Raw genomic sequence first — 16074 nt, forward strand, 5'->3', positions numbered from 1 at the left:
CACCTCGTCCGGGTTCACGCCCTTGTTGGCCTCCTTGCCGCCGGTCAGCTCCTTGACGAGCTCGGCGACGGCCGGCATGCGGGTCGAGCCGCCGACGAGGACCACGTGGTCGATGTCGGAGAGCTGGATGCCTGCGTCCTTGATGACGTTGTGGAACGGGATCTTGCACCGCTCCAGCAGGTCGGAGGTGAGCTGCTGGAACTGGGCGCGGGTGAGCTTCTCGTCCAGGTGCAGCGGGCCCTCGGCGGAGGCCGTGATGTAGGGCAGGTTGATCGAGGTCTCCGTGGAGGAGGACAGCTCGATCTTCGCCTTCTCCGCGGCCTCACGGAGGCGCTGGAGGGCCATCTTGTCCTTGGACAGGTCGACACCGTGGCCGGCGTGGAACTGCTTGACCAGGTAGTCCACGACGCGCTGGTCCCAGTCGTCGCCACCGAGGTGGTTGTCGCCATTGGTGGCCTTCACCTCGACGACGCCGTCGCCGATCTCCAGCAGCGACACGTCGAAGGTGCCGCCGCCGAGGTCGAAGACCAGGATCGTCTGGTCGTCCTTGTCGAGGCCGTAGGCCAGAGCGGCCGCGGTGGGCTCGTTGACGATGCGCAGCACGTTCAGGCCGGCGATCTCGCCGGCCTCCTTGGTGGCCTGGCGCTCGGCGTCGTTGAAGTACGCCGGGACGGTGATGACCGCGTCCGTGACCTTCTCGCCCAGGTACGCCTCTGCGTCCCGCTTCAGCTTCTGCAGCACGAAGGCGCTGATCTGCTGCGGGTTGAACTTCTTGCCGTCGAGGTCGATCTTCCAGTCGGTGCCCATGTGGCGCTTCACCGAGCGGATCGTCCGGTCGACGTTGGTGACTGCCTGACGCTTGGCGACCTCACCCACGAGGACTTCGCCGTTCTTGGCGAAGGCGACGACGGACGGCGTGGTCCTGGCGCCCTCGGCGTTGGTGATGACGGTGGGCTCGCCGCCTTCCAGAACGCTGACGACGGAGTTAGTCGTGCCCAGGTCGATGCCGACCGCACGTGCCATGTCTGATTCCTCCAGCTGACTTGAGTGCAACAGACTCAAGGATGCACCACGGGTCCGACAGCGTCAACAGACCTGAGCGAATCACGCTCAACTTTTATCTGGGTCTTACGCGCAATGCCGACCCCCACGCGCGACGCCCCACACCCCGTCACACACGCCTTGGGACCCACTCCGCCGCGGCACGCCGCACCGCAGACCGGCCGAGACCGCATCACCGAGACGTATCGTTCCGGGGCAGAACGTGTCATAACGCCTCCCCAGGGCCAGGTGTTCCCCGTGCATCCGAAACGCTTCATGGACCTGACGGCCGGCACCGCCCTGCTGGCCCTCGCCATCCCCGCGCTCGCCGTCGCCGCGGCGGCAGCGGCCCTGCGCCGCCGGCCGTGCGGCGTCTTCGCCCACGAGACGCGCACCGGCCTCGACGGCCGCCCCTTCACCCTGCACACCCTTCGGGTCCACCGCTTCCGGCTCGACGCGCTCTCGCGGCTGCCCCACGTCCTGCGGGGACAGATGTCGCTGGTCGGCCCCGCCCCGCTGGCGCCGGGCTCCCCCGGCGAGGACGCCCCGTGGCGCCGCCGGGTGCGGCCGGGGCTCACCGGCCTCGCCCAGGTGCGGCGCGGTTCCGGGCTACCGTGGGACGAGCCGCTCATGCTCGACCAGCACTATGTGGAGCACCATTGGATCGGGCTCGACGTGACCTTGATCCTGCGCACCCCACGGGCGCTGTACGGCAGGCGCCGCACCAGCGCCGGGACGGTGCCCGCCTGAGTCCGCCCGGCCGCCCCGCGCGAGTCCCGCTGGTGAGGCGCACCTGAGCGACGCAGATCACCGCTCACGCGACTACAGTGCGGCGGAATAACTGGGTACGCTCGGCTGTCGAACCATAAGTTACCGCTTAGTAGTCCCGGATCCCCCGCCCGCAGCAGTCCTCCCTCGCAGGCCCGAGGAGCCCTCCATGCAACTCGCCGCGATCATTGTGTCGCTGACCCTGACCGTGGTCGGCGTTGCGCTCTTTGCCCGAGCGATCGCGAATATCTACCGGTTCGTGAAGCTGGGCCAGCCGGTCCCGGCCGGCAGCCGCACCGACGCCCCCAAGGCGCGCACCGTCACCGTGATCCGGGAGTTCCTGGGCCACACGCGGATGAACCGCTGGGGCATCGTCGGCTTCGCGCACTGGTTCGTCGCGGTCGGCTTCCTCACCCTGCCGCCGACGCTGGCGCAGGCGTACGGACAGCTCTTCCAGGCGGACTGGACGCTCCCGGTACTCGGCGGCTTCCTGCCGTTCGAGATGTACATCGAGTTCATCGGCCTGATGACGGTGGTCGGCATCGCCGCCCTCATGGTCATCCGGCTGCTGAGCCTGCCGTCCCGCGCCGGCCGCAAGTCGCGCTTCGCCGGCTCCAAGGCGTGGCAGGCGTACTTCGTCGAGTACGTCATCCTCACCATCGGCCTCGCCATCCTGGTCCTGCGCGGCCTTGAGGGCGCCATCCACCACGTGGACTCCTACGAGGCGGCGTACTTCGTCTCGTACCCGCTGGTCCTGGCCTTCAAGGGACTGTCGCTCGGCACCCTGCAGACCCTGATCTACTTCGCCGCCATGGTGAAGATCAGCGTCTCCCTGATCTGGATGATCACGGTGTCGCTGAACACCAACATGGGCGTGGCCTGGCACCGCTTCCTCGGCTTCCCGAACATCTACTTCAAGCGCAACGCGACCGGCGAGACGGCCCTCGGCGCGCTCCAGCCGATGACGTCCGGCGGCAAGGAGATCGACTTCGAGACCGTCTTCGACGACGAGGAGGGTGCCGAGGAGACCGTCTTCGGCGTCTCCCAGGTCGAGCACTTCTCCTGGAAGGGCATCCTCGACTTCGCGACCTGCACCGAGTGCGGCCGCTGCCAGTCGCAGTGCCCCGCGTGGAACACCGGCAAGCCGCTCTCCCCGAAGCTGCTGATCATGTCGCTGCGCGACCACGCGCACGCCAAGGCGCCGTACCTGCTCGCGGGCGGCGGCAAGACCTCGGAGGGCGAGGAGAAGGCGTCGGAGGAGGCCCTGAAGGGCGTTCCCGCGTCGGCGCTCGCCGAGGCCGAGCGCCCGCTGATCGGCACCGCCGAGGAGAACGGCGTCATCGACCCGGACGTCCTGTGGTCCTGCACCACCTGCGGCGCCTGCGTCGAGCAGTGCCCGGTGGACATCGAGCACGTCGACCACATCGTCGACATGCGCCGCTACCAGGTCATGATCGAGTCCTCGTTCCCGTCCGAGGCGGGCACGATGCTCAAGAACCTGGAGAAGAAGGGCAACCCCTGGGGCCTGGCGAAGAAGCAGCGCGTCGAGTGGACCAAGGAGGTCGACTTCGACGTCCCGATCGTCGGCAAGGACGTCGAGGACCTGTCCGAGGTCGACTACCTGTACTGGGTCGGCTGCGCCGGCGCCCTGGAGGACCGGGCCAAGAAGACCACCAAGGCCTTCGCCGAACTGCTGCACATGGCGGGCGTGAAGTTCGCGATCATGGGCGGCGACGAGAAGTGCACCGGTGACTCCGCTCGCCGCCTCGGCAACGAGCCGCTGTTCCAGCAGCTCGGCCAGGAGAACGTCGCGATGCTGAACATGGCGTTCGGCGAGGACGACGAGGACCCGGAGACGAAGAAGCCCAAGTCGGCGAAGAAGATCGTCGCGACCTGCCCGCACTGCTTCAACACGATCGCGAACGAGTACCCGCAGCTGGGCGGCGAGTTCGAGGTCATCCACCACACGCAGCTGCTGCAGCACCTGATCGACGAGGGCAAGCTCGTCCCGGTGACCCCGGTCGACGGACTGATCACCTATCACGACCCGTGCTACCTGGGCCGCCACAACAAGGTCTACACGCCGCCGCGCGAGATCATGGACAAGGTGCCCGGCCTGCGCCAGCAGGAGATGCACCGCCACAAGGAGCGCGGCTTCTGCTGCGGCGCCGGCGGCGCCCGCATGTGGATGGAGGAGCGCATCGGCAAGCGCATCAACGTCGAGCGCGTCGACGAGGCCCTGTCCCTCAACCCGGACATCGTCTCGACGGCCTGCCCGTTCTGCCTGGTGATGCTCTCCGACTCGGTCAACGGCAAGAAGAACGAGGGCGCGGCCAAGGAGAACCTCCAGGTCGTGGACGTCGCCCAGCTGCTGCTGGAGTCCGTCAGGACCCCGCTGCCCGAGGGCGAGGGCCCGGACGCGGGCGAGGCGACGGACGCGGCACCGGAGCCGACCCCGGCGAAGTAGCCACCACCACCCACGCACGCGCAGCGACGGCCGGGCCACCCGCACGGGAGGCCCGGCCGTCGCCGTCGCACGGGCCCGGTGCGGGCGGCTCGGCCCCACCAGCCGGAGGCCGGCCGGACACCGGCCCCACGGGGACGGCCTGCCTGCCACGGCGTACGGCGGAGAAGGAGCCCCCAGCACCCCGGCGCGCGCGGAGCGGACCCGCCGCCGGCCGTGCGCGGGGCCCGGGCGCCGGAGCGGTCGGCGGGCCGCGCGGCCGTCCCACCCTCGGCATCGCCGGAAGCGGAGCGCCCGCCGCCCTTCCCGCACGCGCGGGAAGAGGACGGACAGCAAGGACGCGGAGACCCAGCCGATCACCCCGCCGCACGCGCGGGAAGAGGACCCGGGACGACCGGAGCCCCCGCCGGCAGCCCGGCGCACCCGACAGCCCCCGCTGCCGCACCGCAGCGGGGCCGGGGCGCGCCGAGCCCCGCCTCCCCGCCCGCGCGCCGACCGCCCCGCCCGCCCCCTCCGGAACGCCCCGCCGGGCCCTTAGGGGATGTCACAGGTCGGCAGCAAAGGGGCGGTGAGCCCCGGCCGGGTACGCCGTCACCAGCTGGAGCAGGTACGTTCGTTGACGTGGCTGGATTCAGGATCGGACGCGGCCGGGACAACCGCACCCCGCAACAACACCCGCAGCAGCAGGCGCCGTACGGACACGCGGCGCCGCCGCCGTCGGGCCCCCACGCGCCGCAGCAGTGGTCGCAGGGCGGCGGCCAGGCGTACGACGAGCCGGAGTACTTCGGTGACCCGCACGCCCCGCACCCGCAGGCGGGCCACCCGCACGCGCAGCCGCACCACCGGCCGCCGCGCGGCCCGGCAGACCCGTACGCGGCGAACACCCCGGGCCACACCCAGGTCTTCAGCGTCGACGACTCCCCGTACGGCCCCCAGGGCCCCTACGGCGGCCCGGCAGGCGACGGCGCCCCGGCGGCGGCCCCCTCGGGCCCCCGGCTGCCCTGGAAGCAGCTCCTCAGCGGCATCGTGCGGCGCCCGGGCCCGACCTTCTTCCAGATGCGCGACCACGCGGTGTGGGGACCTGCGCTGGTCGTGACCTTCGTGTACGGCCTGCTGGCGATCTTCGGCTTCGACAAGGCGCGCGAGGAAGCGATCAACGCGACCATCTCCAGCGCCATCCCGTACGTCCTGGTCACCGGCGCGATGATGGTGGTCGGCGGCGTCATCCTCGGCGCGGTCACGCACACGCTGGCACGCCAGCTGGGCGGTACCGGCGCCTGGCAGCCGACGGTGGGCCTGTCGATGCTGATCATGTCGATGACGGACGCGCCGCGCCTGATCTTCGCGGTCTTCCTCGGCGGCGAGAACGTCCTCGTCCAGGTCGTCGGCTGGCTGTCGTGGCTGGCGGCGGGCGCCCTCTTCACCTCCATGGTCAGCAAGTCCCACGACCTGCCGTGGCCGAAGGCACTGGGCGCCTCCGCGATCCAGCTCGTGGCCCTGCTGTCCCTGGTCAAGCTCGGCACGCTGTAACCGGCAGGGCCTGGCCGCGGAAGAAGCCCCGGCCCACGGGAAAGCCCCCCGCGTCGTACACGCGGGGGGCTTCTCCACGACCACCGGTCCGGCCGCCGTCAGGCGTCCAGCACCTGACCGCTGCGGCGCACCACGGGCCGCTCCGCACTCCACGGGAAGTTGATCCACTCGTCGGTGCGCTTCCACACGTACTCGCACTTCACCAGCGAATGCGACTTCTCGTAGATCACCGCGGACCGCACCTCGGCGACGTGCTCCAGGCAGAAGTCGTGCACGAGCTTCAGCGTCTTCCCGGTGTCCGCCACGTCGTCGGCGATCAGCACCTTCTTGTTGCTGAAGTCGATCGCGTTGGGCACCGGGGCCAGCATGACGGGCATTTCCAGGGTGGTGCCCACCCCGGTGTAGAACTCCACATTCACCAGGTGGATGTTCTTGCAGTCCAGCGCATAGGCGAGACCGCCGGCGACGAAGACGCCACCGCGGGCGATGCTGAGCACGACGTCCGGCTCGTACCCGTCGTCGGCGATGGTCTGCGCGAGTTCCCGCACCGCGCGGCCGAACCCCTCGTACGTCAAGTTCTCCCGTACAGCACTCATGCTCACACCTGCGTCCGATGGAAGTTCTGGAAGGACCGCGAAGCCGTCGGACCGCGCTGCCCCTGGTAACGCGACCCGTACCGCTCGCTGCCGTACGGGAACTCGGCCGGCGAGCTGAGCCGGAACATGCAGAGCTGACCGATCTTCATTCCCGGCCACAGCTTGATGGGCAGGGTCGCCAGATTGGACAGTTCCAGCGTGACGTGCCCGGAAAAACCGGGATCGATGAATCCGGCCGTCGAATGGGTGACGAGCCCGAGCCGCCCGAGCGAGCTCTTCCCCTCCAACCGGGAGGCGATGTCGTCGGGCAGCGAGATGACCTCGTACGTCGAGGCCAGCACGAACTCCCCGGGGTGCAGGATGAACGCCTCGTCGCCCTCCGGCTCCACCAGCCGGGTGAGATCGGCCTGCTCCACAGCGGGATCGATGTGCGGATAGCGGTGATTCTCGAACACCCGGAAAAAGCGGTCGAGCCGCACGTCGATGCTCGAGGGCTGCACCATGGATTCGTCGTACGGATCGATGCGCACACGCCCGGCGGCGATCTCGGCCCGGATGTCCTTGTCTGAGAGAAGCACGCCCCGAGGATACGCAGAGCGCGCGGCCCCGCCCCAATCGGGCGGCCGCCGCGCGCTCTCCCGCAATGCGCTACCGCTGCTGCGCCCCGACGGGCACGGCATGCCGCAGCCGCGCGCACCGAGGACAACGAATCAGCCGCCCGGGCCCGATCCGCCCGGCGCCGAGCTGCTGCATCGGAAACGAAACGGTGCTGAAGACGTGTCCTTCGGCACAGCGGACGACGGTGCGCTCCATGGAGTCCATCAAGCCCTTTCCCCAAAGCGGTGAACGAGACAGCCACATTAGGGGATGAACAGGACACCGCTCCAGGCACCACTCCGGCCGCCACCCTACGCCCCAACTCCCGCCCCCCGAACGGCGAGAACCCTCGCCCGCACCACGAGAACCCCCGGTTCGACACACCGGGGGCCCGCTATGGGGTACAGTGAGCGACGATGCGGCGCGGATCTCCGTCCGCTGCGCGGGTGTAGTTTAATGGTAGAACATGAGCTTCCCAAGCTCAGAGCGCGGGTTCGATTCCCGTCACCCGCTCCACGAGAAAGCCCCAGGCCAGCGGCCCGGGGCTTTGTTGTTGTCTGGACCAGGTCACTCGTCCCGTGCCCGTTGCGTGCCCGATGCCTTCTCCCGCTCGGCCTGTACGAGCCGGTCGAGCCCCGCGGCGACCTCCCTCTGCCGCTCGTGGTCGGAGTGCTGGTAGATCAGCGCCGCCTTCTCCGTGGACTGGCCCGCACGGACCATCGTGTCCTTGAGCGTGGCGCCCGAGCGGGTCGCGAGGGTGTGCCCGGTGTGACGAAGATCGTAAAAGCGGAAGTCGTCCGGCAGGCCGACGGCGGTCCGGGCCTTGCGCCACTTCCGCCCGAAGGTCGAGCGACGGAACGGCTTGCCCTTCTCCCCCACGAACAGCAGTCCGTCGGGTGTCTTCTCCGCGTACCAGTCCAGGTGCCGGCGGAGGTCCGTCGCCATGAAGGCGGGCAGGACCATAAGGCGCCGCCCCGCGTCCGACTTGGTGTCGCCCTGGACGCGTCGGCCGGTGGTCAGCTCCGGTTCGGCCCTGCGGACCCACACGCCGGGAGTGTCGATGTCGACGTCCGACCGCCGCATGGCCGCCTGTTCCTCGGGGCGGGCCGGACCGTACGCGGCGAGGTAGACCATCAGCCGCCAGCGAGGACCCATCGCGTCGGCGAGCGCGTCGACCTGGGCGACGGTGGCGACGGGCCGTTCCGGTGCCGACTCCTTGCCCGCGCCCTTGATGCGGCAGGGGTTCCGGCGGATGGCTTCGTCATCGACGGCCGTCTGGAGGATGGCCTTCAGCAGACGGTACGACTTGGCGACGGTGGTCGCGCCGGTTGCCTTGCGTCGTTCTGCCCGCCAGGCCCGGACGGCGGGCGGGGTGATCTCGTCAAGGTCCATGCCCCCGAAGGCGGGCAGGACGTGCAGCCGCAGCAGGCGCCGGTACAGCTCGCCGGTGGTCGCGGCCAGGTCTCGTTCGTCAACCCACTGCGTGGCGTACTTCTCGAAGTTGATCGCGCCCGCGTCCGGGTCGGTCCAGTCCCCGCGCCGAAGGGCCGTCTGCTGTTCGGCAAGCCAGTCGTCAGCGTCCCGGGCCGTCTCGAAGGTGTGCGGGGCAGGCCGGTCGATGCCGTCCGGACCGAGGTACCGAGCCTGGTACCTGCCGGAAGGGAGCTTGCGGACACGCCCGAATCGCCTCTTCTTCCCTGCCATCACGCAGCCCTCCCGTACCGGCTGCGGCGGCGCACCGGCTCCACGGTGTGGGCGTCGATGTAAGCCTGAACAGCGCTCTCCGGGATGCGCACGTGGCGGCCGACCTTGACGTACCGGATACGGCGCTCGGCAACGAGACGCCGGGGGAAGCGGACGGTGGTGCCGAGCACTTCGGCGACCTGGCCGACGCTGAGGTACCGCTCATTCATCTGTCTGCGCTCCTTCGAGGTGTCGTCGTTCGGCGAGGGCTTCGCGGGCGGTTTCGCGGTTGAGCTGGATGTCGCGGGCGATGGTGGCGGCGAGGAGGGATTCGCCGGGGCTGTGGCCGTGGCCCGCGTACTGCCAGTCGGCGAGGACGAGGACGGTGGGGTCCTGGTCGGGGTCGGGCAGGCCGAGGGCTTCGCGCTGCTGGGCGGCGCGGTAGTCGGCGCGGGTCTGGCGGAGGGCGCCGAGGGTGGTGGAGTAGCGGCGGGACTTGGTGGAGAAGTGGCCGCGGAAGCCGAGCATGTGGGCCCAGGCCCACAGCCGCCGGTCGGGGTAGACGGGGTCGAGGTCCTTGCAGGCCCGGATGAGGCGGCGGGCGTGGTCGGGGATCTGGTGGCGGTCGAGTTCGGCGAGTTCGCCGATGCGGCGGTCGAGGGTGCCGGTGGTCTCGGCGGCCTTGGTGGCGTACTTGGCGACGTAGGCGGCGACGGCCTGTTCCGTGATGTCGGTGCCCGCGTCGAGGGCGCGGACGGGGCGGATGTCGAGCTGGGTGCCCCAGCGCAGGTGGCGGGCGGGCTGGCCGTCGGCGGCCGGGACGGTGAGGGTGGTGTACCGGTGGCCGGCGGCGGAGCGGATGGCGTCGGTGAGCAGCTGCACCGTGGCCCAGGCGGGCGGCGGGTCCTCCGGGCCGTCCGGGCCGTCGAGGCGGATGACGGCGTGGAAGTGGACGGCGCCGCGCTTCTGGAACTCGGCGACCTTGCCGTACGAGATCCGGGCCTGTTCCTTCAGGGCGCGTTGGGTGAGTCCGGCGCGGGCGGCGATCTCACGGCGGAGGCGGTTGGTGAAGCGCTGCCACAGGTCGCCCGCGTGGTTGTTGAACAGGACGGCGGTGGCGTAGTCGTACGTGTCGGGGTCGAGCGGGGTGCCGAGAGTGCCGTCCTCGGCAGCGTGGGCGGTGCCGCAGCGGCAGGGGCCGCCGTGGCTGGGGCGGTTGTGGACCGGGCCGAAGGACGGGGCGGTGAGGGTGGCGAAGACGCGGGGGTGGTCGCGGACGGTGGTGGGGATGTCCTTGTCCTGATCGCCCGCGAGTCCGGCGCGGATGAGGTGGTAGGTGTCGGCGGCGTAGGTGCGGGCGCAGGCGGGGCAGCGGGAGGCGCGGCGGTTGCCGCAGGCGACGCGGAGCCGTCCGCCGGGTTCGGCCTTGCTGGTGTAGCTGTGCAGCGTCTCGCCGGTGGTCTTGTCCTTGGTGAGGGTCCAGCCGGTGAGGTGGATGGGGTTCGCGCAGCCGCCGGTGCGGTGGATCTGGTCGCGCCAGCGGTCGAAGCCGGGGGACCCGGCCACCCGCAGCAGGTCGCCGAAGGTGACCGGGTCCAGGCCCGCGAAGGTCGCGGAGTCGGTCACGCGCGGCCCCCGGCGGTGGGCTGGGCGACGCGGGCGGCGGGGCGGGTGCCGGTGCCGTGGCATGTCGGGCAGTGGGCGGTGATGGTGCGCAGGTGACCGGCGCGGTCGCGACCGCCGAGGGTGACTGCGACGGACGGGAATCCGTCGCAGTCGGGGCAGATGCGGTGAGGCGTGTGGGCGGACTGGGCCATGATGGGGGTTCCTTTCGATTGCGGTTGGAAGGGGCCGGACCGTCCGGGCGGCGGCGATGCTTGGCGGCTTGTGCGCCGCCCGGAGGCCGGTCAGTGGATGTGGCTGTGGCGGGTGCCGCGGCGGCCGGGGGTGCCCTTGGCCGCGTACATGGCGCGGTCGGCGTCGGCGAGGGCGGCGGAGAGGCTGCGGACCGGCAGGTCTTCGACGTGGCAGGAGCCCACGGAGACGGAGACGGGCAGGGTTTGCCCCTCGTGGTGCAGCGGTTGGGTCAGAGCCTTGGTGAGGACGGCGAGCGGCGGCACCTTGTCGGCGCGGACGACTGCGACGAACTCGTCTCCGCCGAGGCGACCCGCGACACCGTGGCGTCCGCACCAGTCGGTGAGGCGGGCGGCGGTCGCAGCGAGGGCAGCGTCACCGGCGGCGTGGCCGTGGGTGTCGTTGAGGGCCTTGAAGTCGTCGAGGTCCAGGAGGAGGACCGCGGCGGCCGGGTGGCGGCGGATGACGCGCTCGGCGCGGGCGGTCCACCCGGCGCGGGTGTGCAGGCCGGTGAGCGGGTCGCGGCGGGCGGTGGCCAGCTGGCGGGCGAGGTAACCGGAGTGGGCCGCCCAGCCGAGGAGCGGCAGGGATAAGGCGAGGGCCTGGGTGTTCATGGTTCTCCGTCGATCGCGGTCGGAAGGGGTTGGTGGGCCATCCGGGCGGTGGCGATGCTTGGCGGCTTGTGGCACCGCCCGGAGGCCGGTCAGCGGTGGAGGTCCTGGCGGAGCAGGCGGACCAGGAGCAGCAGCACGACGCCGCTGATGCTCAGCGCGATGCCGGTGATGGCGACCGCGAGGAGCGTGGAGGTGACGACGGCGCCGACGGCGACGGTCCCGACGACGGCGGCCGCGGGGTTGGCGCGGACCTGGTCGACGAGGCCGGGGCGGGCGGGTGCCGGCGGGGTGGTCGGCCGGATGGGCTCGGGGACGGCGAGCGGGCCGGTGGTGCTGGGCGGCGTGTCGGCCGCGGGGTACTGGGGCTTGAACACGGTGGTCTCCTACTTGGCGAGGTGGTCGATGGCCGGGGCCAGGAAGCTGTCGGCGAGGAGGTAGCCGCCCAGGAGGAGCACGGCGATGAGCCACCAGGGCGGGCGGATGAGCTTGATGCCCAGGGCGCCGACGACGAGCAGCGCGAGCCAGAGCGGGACGTCCATGACGGTGGTCTCCCTTGCGGTCAGCGGGGGTCGCAGCGGTGGGTGCGGGCGGCGAGTTCGGCGGCGGGCCGGTTGAGGTAGTCGGCGGACCAGTCGCAGCCGGGGGCGGTGCAGGCGGCGGTGTGGGCTTCGCGGCCGTGGCGGTCGTAGTGGGTGCCGATCTGCACGGGGCCGATGCGGTCGAGGTCCCAGAAGCGGTGGCGGCGGGGCATGGGATCACCTCCTCTCGGGTGTGTTGGTGGAGTCGGTGGTGTACGTCTCGACGGCGTCGACGTAGGCGGTCACGGCGGCCAGCAGTTCGCGGGCGAACTTGAGCTGCTCGGCCTTGCCGAACGACTCATGGGCGTAGACCGTGAGCGACGCGTGCCGGTCCCGGAGCGAGAGGATCGGCGTGCGCTCGGTGCCGTAGCTGTGGCACAGGACGAACGGCTTCTCGGTCGGGTGGAAGCTGAGGGAAGCACCGATGTGTCTGGGCATTGTCGACCTCCGTCAGATGAGCTGGGCGGCGATGGCGTCGGCCATCGGGGCGGGGACTCCGAGGCGGGCCCGGAGGGTGTCGGTGTCGATGGCGCGGCCGGTCGAAGCCCGGTGGGCGTCGGCGAGCTTGCGCGCGTGGGTGATGAGGGCGGGCGGGACGGTGGGCGTCGCCGCCGGGGGCAGTGCGGGCGGTTCGGGGGCGGCCGGGGCCGCTTCCGGCGCGGGGGTCTCCTCACGTACGGGCTCCACGTCCCGTACCGGCCGCGGGGGCTCGGGCTGTGCCTGCTCGGGTGCCGAGGGGCCGGGCCGTGCCTGCTCGGGTGCCGGGTTGTGGACCAGGAGGGTTCCGCCGAGGAAGGCCAGGGCGGGCCATCCGGCGACGAGGATGCGCAGCCAGTCCGGTACGTCGTGCAGGTCGAGGAGACCCGCGGTGGCGACGTTCGCCCCGAGGGAGGCGGCGAGCGCGACCGCGAACCAGGTCCAGGCCGAGCGGCGCGGTGCCCCGGTGTCCCGCAGGGCCCGCAGTCGGCGCCAGGCGGCGACGAGGAGCAGGTCCACGGAGACGGGGTAGGCCCATGCCTTCCAGCCGTCCTGTCCAGCGGCGGCGGCGAGGTCGTGCAGGTGGGAGAAGGACAGGGCTCCGGCGATCACGGCTTGGACGAGGACGGCGTCCAGCCGCAGCGGCGGGCGGCGCACCGGGATCACGCCTTCTCGGCGACGATCGCCGAGGGGGTGAGGGCGGTGTCCGGCTGGAAGGCCGCCAGGGCGGGGAGGTACGGGGTGAGGTGCGCGTACTGCTCGCAGGCCGCCGCGGCTTCGTTGAGGCTGGTGAACGGGCTGCGGATGAGCGACCAGCCGCCGGAGGAGTCACCGACGACCGCGACGCCGGGGGTGTCGGGACGTATGGCGGTGGCGGCGGCGACCGCGACCGGGCTGATGTCGCCCAAGGCCATCTTGGCGGTGGTCTCGTCGTTGACGCGGTGCGAGACGCGGCCGGTGAGCTGGGCGCGGAGCGCGGTGGCGCCCTTGCCGAGTTCGGCGCCGAAGCGCTGCCCGCAGACCTCAAGGTGGATGCCGGCGGCCCGGCCGAGCTGGGCGAGGCGTACGAGTTGGGAGACCATCTGGTCGCGGCGCTTCTCGTCGGCGGACGTGGCGGTCAGGAACAGTTCGGCCACCTCGTCGACGAACACCACGACCGGCACCGGCCGTATGTCCTCCGCCAGGCCCCACAGGTCGGAGGTGATGTCCTCCATAAGGGTGTCGGTGCTGAGCCGCTGCACGGAGCGGATCAGCTCGTACCGCTCGGTCATCTCCTCCACGAGTGCGTCGAGCAGGTCGGCTGCCTCCTCCGGGGTGCAGGCGAGGGCGGACAACCGGCTGGCGAACGGGGCGAGTTCCACACCCCACTTGCAGTCGATCCCCACCAGGGCGACGCCTTGTGAAGCCAGGCCCTTGAGGAGCCCGCGCAGGTACACGGACTTGCCGGATTCGGTGGCGCCGATGACCAGTTCGTGTGCGATGGTGCGGAAGTCCCGTACGTGTAAGGCGCCGTCGGCGCGCAGGGACACCGGGACGGTGAGCGGCCGGGGCGGGTCGAGGGGCGGCATGACCACGCGGCGGAGCACGTCGTACCCGATGATCCGGACGGACAGCCAGCCCGGCTTGAGGGGCGCGATGTGGACCCCGTGCGCCCGCCAGGAGTGGCGGAACCGCTCGGTGGCGGTCTGGAAGTCCCACACCTCCTGGCCGGGAAGGAGCCGGATCCGCAGGACGAGCCCGTTGCGGGTGATCCGGAACCGGGTGAGGCGGGGCATCCTGCGGGCGGCGGTGCGCCGGGTGGCCGCCGCGATGGCGAGGCGGACGCGGGAGGGCGGTTCGGTCAGCCCGCACGCCTCCATGACCGGGCGGTACGTGACGGCGATGCGGGCGAGCTTGGCGAGGGCGCCGAAGCCGAGCCAGTACCAGGCGGGCCGCTGCCAGCGCAGCACCACGAGGGCGAGGGCGGCGGCCGTTAAGGCGGCGAGGACGGTGATCTGTCCGGCGGTCATCGGTCAGCCCGCCAGGGAGGTGACGGCGGCGGCGCGGAAGGTGATGCCGTGGCGCTTCTGGCCGTTGAACTCGTTCTCCCACGGCCGCGCCACGAGGCCGGTGAGGGCCACCGGGACACCGGTCTTCAGGTCACCGGACACGTCGGCCTCCCCGACGGTCACCGTGACGACATCGGCGTTGCCGTTGGCGACGAACAGCACGTCCACCGTCACCAGGGCGCCGCCGGTCTCGGCGTCCACGGCGATGATGCCGTTCTTCTTGTCCTTCATCTTCGGCTGCGGGGCCTGGGCGACCATCGCGGTCACGCCGGTCATGTCGACGGGGATCACACGCACAGAGATCACTCCTATGGAAGTGGTGGACTCCGTCACTCATGTACATGAGTGACATGAAGAAGAGTGCAGCACTCCTACACATGAGTCAACCCGCCGCGGAGAAGAAACCGCGGCGGGCTGCGAGGAGTTGAGCGGCCGTCAGTCGGCGGCGGGGATGCGGTACTGGAAGACGAACTGGTCAGCGGCCATGAGGGTGTCGCACACCTCCACCACACGACCGTCCTCGGTGACGGCGTCACGCAGCAGGTGCACGACCGGCGCACCGGGGCTCAACGCCAGCTCGGAGGCTTCCGCCTTGGCCGCGGACCGGGCCGTCAGCGTCTCGACGAACTCGGCGAAGGCGTGCCCGTGGTCTTCGAGCCGGGCGTAGATGCCGCCGGGGCCGGGATTCTCCGCGAACAGCTCGGGGATGTCCTTCACCACGTCCCACGGCAGATACGACGTGGCCGTCTCGACCGGGGTGCCGTTGCGGAAGTAGAGGCGGCGCCGGGCGAGGACCTGCGCACCCGCGGCGACGCCGAGCCGGTCGGCGATGTCCTCGGGGGCGTCCATGGGTCCGATGTAGAGGACGCTCACCCTCGCGGTGGCGCCGGCCTTCTCGGACTCGGCGAGGTACGCGGCCTTGCCGCCCCGGCGGTGCGAGGCCCGGAACCGGTCGGACGAGCGCAGCCGCACCGGCGGCCGGTCCTTCACCATGGAGCCCTTGCCGTGGCGGGTCTCGACGAGCCCACTGGCCCGGACCTCCACCATGGCCTTGCGGATCGTCCCCCCGGAGACGCCGTAGCGGTCAACCAGCTCCGACTCGCTCGGCACCATGTCGCCAGGCTTCAGGACGCCCGCACGGATCTGCTGAACGATCTCGTCTGCGATCTGCAGGTAGCGGGGTACGGCCTTGCCACCTCCTACTGCTGTTCCCATAGTCCTTCCCATCCTCCTATGCTCCTGTACATGAGTACGGGTTCCCCGCAGCACAAGTCAACGCCGTTGCACTCCGTGTCCGTCGCCGGGGCGGTGGTACGGGAGGACGGGCGGCTCCTGGCGATCCGCCGGGCCGACAACGGCACGTGGGAGCTGCCGGGTGGCGTGCTGGAGCTGACGGAGGCCCCGGAGCACGGCGTCGTCCGCGAGGTCTGGGAAGAGACCGGCATCCACGTCGAGGTCGACGAGCTGACGGGCGTCTACAAGAACACCACCAGGGGCGTCGTCGCGCTCGTCTTCCGCTGCAAGCCCTCAGGCGGCACGGAACGCACCTCGGCGGAGTCCACGGCAGTCGACTGGCTCACCCCCGAGCAGATCACCGAGCGCATGTCCGAGGTCTTCGCCATCAGGCTCCTCGACGCCCTGGACGGGCACGGCCCGCATGTCCGCAGCCACGACGGCACGCAGCTCATCACGACGCGGTAGAACTTTCCCTACTTCATCAAGCCCCGGCTGCGCTCCGCTCCGCCGGGCGCGCTCCCGGCTCCGCCGCGGGCGCCGCTCCTGCCTCCGGCCCGCTCCGCCCGCGCTGCGCCGACGCGCGCCCAC

General features: G+C 71.1%; 20 protein-coding genes and 1 tRNA gene. 5 read left to right on the forward strand and 16 right to left on the reverse strand.

The window, feature by feature from the left end:
- Positions 1–1023 (reverse strand): Hsp70 family protein (locus BJP40_RS17205; RefSeq protein WP_177204414.1); only part of this gene is annotated, 1023 nt, incomplete at its 3' end.
- 276 nt (positions 1024–1299) lie between these two features.
- Between BJP40_RS17205 and BJP40_RS17210 the strand changes: the two genes are divergently transcribed.
- The 3 genes from BJP40_RS17210 to BJP40_RS17220 all read left to right on the forward strand — a co-directional run bounded on the left by BJP40_RS17210 (position 1300) and on the right by BJP40_RS17220 (position 5803).
- On the forward strand, positions 1300–1791 hold the full coding sequence (locus BJP40_RS17210; protein WP_071281092.1) for a sugar transferase: 492 nt from the start codon (positions 1300–1302) through the stop codon (positions 1789–1791).
- 187 nt (positions 1792–1978) lie between these two features.
- The gene (locus BJP40_RS17215) at positions 1979–4276 is read left to right on the forward strand and encodes a (Fe-S)-binding protein (RefSeq protein ID WP_071281093.1); all 2298 of its coding nucleotides are present in this window, start codon (positions 1979–1981) and stop codon (positions 4274–4276) included.
- Between the two features lie 618 nt (positions 4277–4894).
- Positions 4895–5803 carry a Yip1 family protein gene (locus BJP40_RS17220; protein ID WP_071281094.1) on the forward strand — a complete coding sequence of 303 codons (909 nt, stop codon included), beginning with the start codon at positions 4895–4897 and terminating at the stop codon, positions 5801–5803.
- A 98-nt stretch (positions 5804–5901) separates the two neighbouring features.
- Here BJP40_RS17220 and BJP40_RS17225 read toward each other — a convergent pair whose 3' ends face one another.
- Both BJP40_RS17225 and dcd read right to left on the reverse strand, forming a co-directional pair.
- Positions 5902–6399 carry a phosphoribosyltransferase gene (locus BJP40_RS17225; RefSeq protein WP_071268786.1) on the reverse strand — a complete coding sequence of 166 codons (498 nt, stop codon included), beginning with the start codon at positions 6397–6399 and terminating at the stop codon, positions 5902–5904.
- A gap of 2 nt (positions 6400–6401) precedes the next feature.
- Positions 6402–6977, reverse strand: a complete 576-nt coding sequence (gene dcd / locus BJP40_RS17230; protein WP_071268785.1) for a dCTP deaminase — start codon at positions 6975–6977, stop codon at positions 6402–6404.
- A gap of 461 nt (positions 6978–7438) precedes the next feature.
- Here dcd and BJP40_RS17235 point away from each other — a divergent pair.
- Positions 7439–7512: transfer RNA gene (locus BJP40_RS17235), tRNA-Gly, on the forward strand.
- A gap of 51 nt (positions 7513–7563) precedes the next feature.
- Here BJP40_RS17235 and xerC read toward each other — a convergent pair.
- From xerC to BJP40_RS17295, 13 genes are all read right to left on the reverse strand, one after another.
- Complete coding sequence (gene xerC, locus BJP40_RS17240; RefSeq protein WP_079171252.1) at positions 7564–8700, reverse strand: tyrosine recombinase XerC; 1137 nt, start codon at positions 8698–8700, stop codon at positions 7564–7566.
- The gene (locus BJP40_RS17245; RefSeq protein WP_071281095.1) at positions 8700–8909 is read right to left on the reverse strand and encodes an excisionase family DNA-binding protein; all 210 of its coding nucleotides are present in this window, start codon (positions 8907–8909) and stop codon (positions 8700–8702) included. Before BJP40_RS17245 ends, xerC begins: the two co-directional genes overlap by 1 nt.
- The gene (gene repSA, locus BJP40_RS17250; protein WP_071281096.1) at positions 8902–10305 is read right to left on the reverse strand and encodes a replication initiator protein RepSA; all 1404 of its coding nucleotides are present in this window, start codon (positions 10303–10305) and stop codon (positions 8902–8904) included. The genes BJP40_RS17245 and repSA overlap by 8 nt, the downstream gene beginning before the upstream one ends.
- Entirely contained in the window at positions 10302–10496 is a 195-nt protein-coding gene (locus BJP40_RS17255) for a hypothetical protein (protein WP_071281097.1), read from the reverse strand. The genes repSA and BJP40_RS17255 overlap by 4 nt, the downstream gene beginning before the upstream one ends.
- 90 nt (positions 10497–10586) lie before the next feature.
- A complete protein-coding gene (locus tag BJP40_RS17260; protein ID WP_071281098.1) occupies positions 10587–11147 on the reverse strand; it encodes a GGDEF domain-containing protein in 561 nt (186 codons plus the stop codon).
- An 89-nt stretch (positions 11148–11236) separates the two neighbouring features.
- Positions 11237–11521: a hypothetical protein gene (locus BJP40_RS17265; protein ID WP_071281099.1), complete on the reverse strand. Its 285-nt coding sequence runs from the start codon at positions 11519–11521 to the stop codon at positions 11237–11239.
- Between the two features lie 9 nt (positions 11522–11530).
- Positions 11531–11686 carry a hypothetical protein gene (locus BJP40_RS33085; RefSeq protein WP_107416799.1) on the reverse strand — a complete coding sequence of 52 codons (156 nt, stop codon included), beginning with the start codon at positions 11684–11686 and terminating at the stop codon, positions 11531–11533.
- Between the two features lie 20 nt (positions 11687–11706).
- Positions 11707–11898, reverse strand: a complete 192-nt coding sequence (locus tag BJP40_RS17270) for a mobile element transfer protein (protein WP_071281100.1) — start codon at positions 11896–11898, stop codon at positions 11707–11709.
- A gap of 4 nt (positions 11899–11902) precedes the next feature.
- Complete coding sequence (locus tag BJP40_RS17275) at positions 11903–12163, reverse strand: hypothetical protein (protein ID WP_071281101.1); 261 nt, start codon at positions 12161–12163, stop codon at positions 11903–11905.
- 12 nt (positions 12164–12175) lie between these two features.
- Positions 12176–12859, reverse strand: a complete 684-nt coding sequence (locus BJP40_RS17280) for a DUF2637 domain-containing protein (RefSeq protein ID WP_071281154.1) — start codon at positions 12857–12859, stop codon at positions 12176–12178.
- A gap of 5 nt (positions 12860–12864) precedes the next feature.
- Positions 12865–14211: an FtsK/SpoIIIE domain-containing protein gene (locus BJP40_RS17285; RefSeq protein ID WP_071281102.1), complete on the reverse strand. Its 1347-nt coding sequence runs from the start codon at positions 14209–14211 to the stop codon at positions 12865–12867.
- Positions 14212–14214: 3 nt separating this feature from the next.
- Positions 14215–14547 (reverse strand): hypothetical protein, encoded by a 333-nt coding sequence (locus tag BJP40_RS17290; protein WP_071281103.1) that lies wholly within the window; start codon positions 14545–14547, stop codon positions 14215–14217.
- A 138-nt stretch (positions 14548–14685) separates the two neighbouring features.
- Positions 14686–15465, reverse strand: a complete 780-nt coding sequence (locus tag BJP40_RS17295) for a GntR family transcriptional regulator (protein WP_071281104.1) — start codon at positions 15463–15465, stop codon at positions 14686–14688.
- Between the two features lie 18 nt (positions 15466–15483).
- On the opposite strand from BJP40_RS17295, the gene BJP40_RS17300 reads away from it, so the two are divergent.
- A complete protein-coding gene (locus tag BJP40_RS17300; protein WP_071281105.1) occupies positions 15484–15951 on the forward strand; it encodes an NUDIX hydrolase in 468 nt (155 codons plus the stop codon).
- Positions 15952–16074: the final 123 nt, after the last annotated feature.

Source organism: Streptomyces sp. CC53 (assembly GCF_001865245.1).
In the GTDB taxonomy this organism is placed as follows: domain Bacteria; phylum Actinomycetota; class Actinomycetes; order Streptomycetales; family Streptomycetaceae; genus Streptomyces.